This is a genomic window from Streptomyces sp. YS-3, from assembly GCF_045257485.1.
In the GTDB taxonomy this organism is placed as follows: Bacteria; Actinomycetota; Actinomycetes; order Streptomycetales; family Streptomycetaceae; genus Streptomyces.
In genome coordinates this window covers 1-2,916 of sequence record NZ_JBJHPC010000751.1, presented here as the reverse complement: position 1 = coordinate 2,916, position 2,916 = coordinate 1, and the positions used below count along the sequence as shown (strand labels likewise).

The window sequence follows — 2,916 nt, the reverse complement described above, 5'->3', positions numbered from 1 at the left end:
TCGTACAGCCCGGGGTGTACGGATAGGTGTCCAGCGTGATGTCCGAGCCGGAGGCGAGCGCCCGGTCCAGCAGGGCCAGGAGCTCGGGGGCCCGGCCCTCGTTGACGCCGAAGTTCATCGTGGCGTGCGCCAGATGGAGCGCGCAGCCCGCCGCGCGGGTGAGCTCCACCATCTCCTCGTACGCGCGCAGGGCGCCCGCGCCGTAGGAGCGGTGGTGGGGGCAGTAGTAGCCGCCGTACTGCGCCACCACCTCGCACAGCGCGGTCAGTTCGGCGTCCGGCGCGTACATGCCGGGTGTGTAGGTGAGGCCGGAGGACAGGCCGACCGCGCCCTGCTCCAGGCCCTCGGCCACCAGTCGCCGCATCCGGTCCAGCTCCCGGGGCGAGGCCGCCCGGTCCTCCCAGCCCATCGCGTACATCCGGACCGTGCCCTGCGGGACCAGATAGGCGGCGTTGACGGCGATGCCCGCGCCGTCGAAGCCGTGGTCGAGGCGGTCCAGGTACTCGCCGACCGTGCGCCAGTCGAAGTCGAGGTCCGTGTCCCCGGGCGCGCCGCCGTTCCAGCCGGCGACGGCCGTGCGGACCTCGGTGAGGGTGCGGTCGTCGACGGGCGCGTACGACAGTCCGTCCTGGCCGAGGACTTCGAGCGTGACGCCCTGCGCGGCCTTGGCGCTGTGGTCCGGGTCGCGCAGCAGGGCCAGGTCGGAGTGGGCGTGCATGTCGATGAAGCCGGGCGCCAGGGCCAGCCCTTCGGCGTCCAGGACACGGGCGCCGGTCAGCCGGGGGCCGCCGCCGTCGCGGCGCAGCGCCGCGATCCGTCCGTCCCGAAGGCCGACGTCGGCGCGGTAGGAGGGCCCTCCGCCGCCGTCGACCACCCGGGCGCCGCGTATGACGAGGTCCATCAGGGCCTTCAGAAGTAGGTGCGGATGTAGTCGACGACGGTCCCGTCCGCCTCCACCAGCGGGATCAGCGGCCACTTGTCGAAGCTGGTGCACGGGTGGGAGAGGCCGAGGCCCACCCAGTCGCCGACCTCCAGCTCCACGCCCGGGTCGGTGCGCAGCCAGGCGTGCTGGTCGGACAGGGCGGTGACCTCGATACCGGTCGCGGGGCGCTCGGTCCCGTCCGCCCCGCGCACCACCTGCGCCTCGGGCAGGTCGAGGTCGTACGCCGCGTCCCGCTTGCCCGCGTTCACGAAAGCCTGGCCGGGGCCGGGCCGTGAGACGACCTGCGCCCACAGACGGAACGCGGGGTGCAGGGCGCCCTCCTCGGGGACGCGGTTGAAGGGCGTGACGCGGCGGTACCGGCCGTCGTCGTGGCTGACGTACGCCCCCGAGCGCAGCAACTTCAGGACGGGAAACGAGAGTTCGGGGATCTCCGCGAAGACGTCCGCCACCGCGTCGAACCAGGCGCTGCCGCCCGCGCTGATGACGATCTCGTCGAGTCCGGCCCCCGAGAAACGGCCCGCCTTGTCGAACTCCGCCGCCAGCGCGGTCAGTCTGCGCAGCCAGGCCGTGACACGCTCCGGGGTGGCCCCCGGGACCTCGGCCTCGTACCCCGCCACGCCCACCAGGCGCAGGGTGCGGGTGGCGGCCACGGCGTCGGCGACGGCCGTGCAGTCGGCCTCGGTACGGGCGCCGGTGCGGGCGCCCTCGCCCGCGCCCAGCTCGACCACGACGTCCACCGGGCGGGCCGTCCCGGTGAGCGCCGCGTCCATCAGCTCGACCCCGCGTACCGAGTCCACGTAGCAGATGAACCGGAAGGCGGCGTCCCGCGCCAGCTCGGCGGCGATCCACTTCAGGGCCGCCGCGTCCACCAGCTCGTTGCCGAGGAAGATCCGCTCGACGCCGAACGCGCGCGCCACACGCACCTGGTGGGGCACGGCCAGCGTGATGCCCCAGGCGCCGTGGTCGAGCTGGCGGGCGAAGAGTTCGGGGGCCATGGAGGTCTTGCCGTGCGGGGCGAAGGCGAGGCCGTGCCGGGTCGCGTACGTCTCCATCAGCGTCAGGTTGTGCTCCAGACGCTCGGCGGAGAGGGCGAGGACGGGGGTGGTGAAGCCGTCCGTGAACAGGTTGCGGCGCTGGGCCGCCAGCTCACCGACGGTCAGCCCGTCGGCGTCCGGGGGCAGCCCCTTGAAGCGGTGGTCGACGCGCTCTTCGGCCAGTCCTGCCAGGAACCCCATGGAAGCCTCCGTGTTCGCTGCCGCGATAGCCGTTGCATCATGTGCAACGTCCGTTGCGTATCTCGCTTACCGCTGTCTAACATCCGGGCCAACGCCGGGTCAATGGTGAAGGGAGCGCCGACGAGTGGACGTGGATGCCGTCTGTCTCGGGGAGTCCATGGTCGCGTTCCTGCCCGGCCGGCCGGGGCGCCTCGCCGATGTCCCCTCCTTCGAACGGGGGGTCGGCGGCGCCGAGTCCAACGTGGCGTGCGCCCTGGCGGGCGCCGGGCACACGGTGAGATGGGTCAGCCGGGTGGGCGCGGACGGGTTCGGGGACCACCTCGTCTCGGCGGTCGGCGCGTACGGGGTGGACACGTCCGGGGTGCGCCGCGACCCCGGACGGCCGACCGGTGTGTACTTCCGCACCGCCGACGACCGCTCGCACGGCTCGCACGAGGTCGCGTACTACCGGGCCGGGTCGGCCGCCTCCGCGATGTCCGTGGCGAACGTGCCGTGGGGTCCGGTGTGGTCCGGGCGGATGCTGCATCTGTCCGGCATCACCGCCGCGCTGTCGGACGACTGCCTGGAGCTGATGCGGACGCTGCTGGTGCGCCGCCCCGGCCGTCCGCTGGTGTCCTTCGACGTCAACCACCGGGCGGGGCTGTGGCGTCCGGGAACCGACCCGCGGGAGTCGCTGGAGCTGGCGCGCGGGGCGGACGTGGTGTTCGTGGGGGAGGACGAGGCGGAGGAGGCGTGGGG

Annotated in this window: 3 protein-coding genes; 1 reads left to right on the top strand and 2 read right to left on the bottom strand. The window is 73.5% G+C overall.

Annotated elements, in window-relative coordinates:
• On the bottom strand, positions 1–901 hold a 901-nt coding region (locus ACJA3G_RS34280; protein WP_406556935.1), incomplete at its 3' end, for an amidohydrolase family protein.
• An 8-nt stretch (positions 902–909) separates the two neighbouring features.
• Positions 910–2,178 (bottom strand): amino acid deaminase, encoded by a 1,269-nt coding sequence (locus ACJA3G_RS34275; protein WP_406556934.1) that lies wholly within the window; start codon positions 2,176–2,178, stop codon positions 910–912.
• A gap of 157 nt (positions 2,179–2,335) precedes the next feature.
• On the opposite strand from ACJA3G_RS34275, the gene ACJA3G_RS34270 reads away from it, so the two are divergent.
• Positions 2,336–2,916 (top strand): sugar kinase (locus ACJA3G_RS34270; protein ID WP_406556936.1); only part of this gene is annotated, 581 nt, incomplete at its 3' end.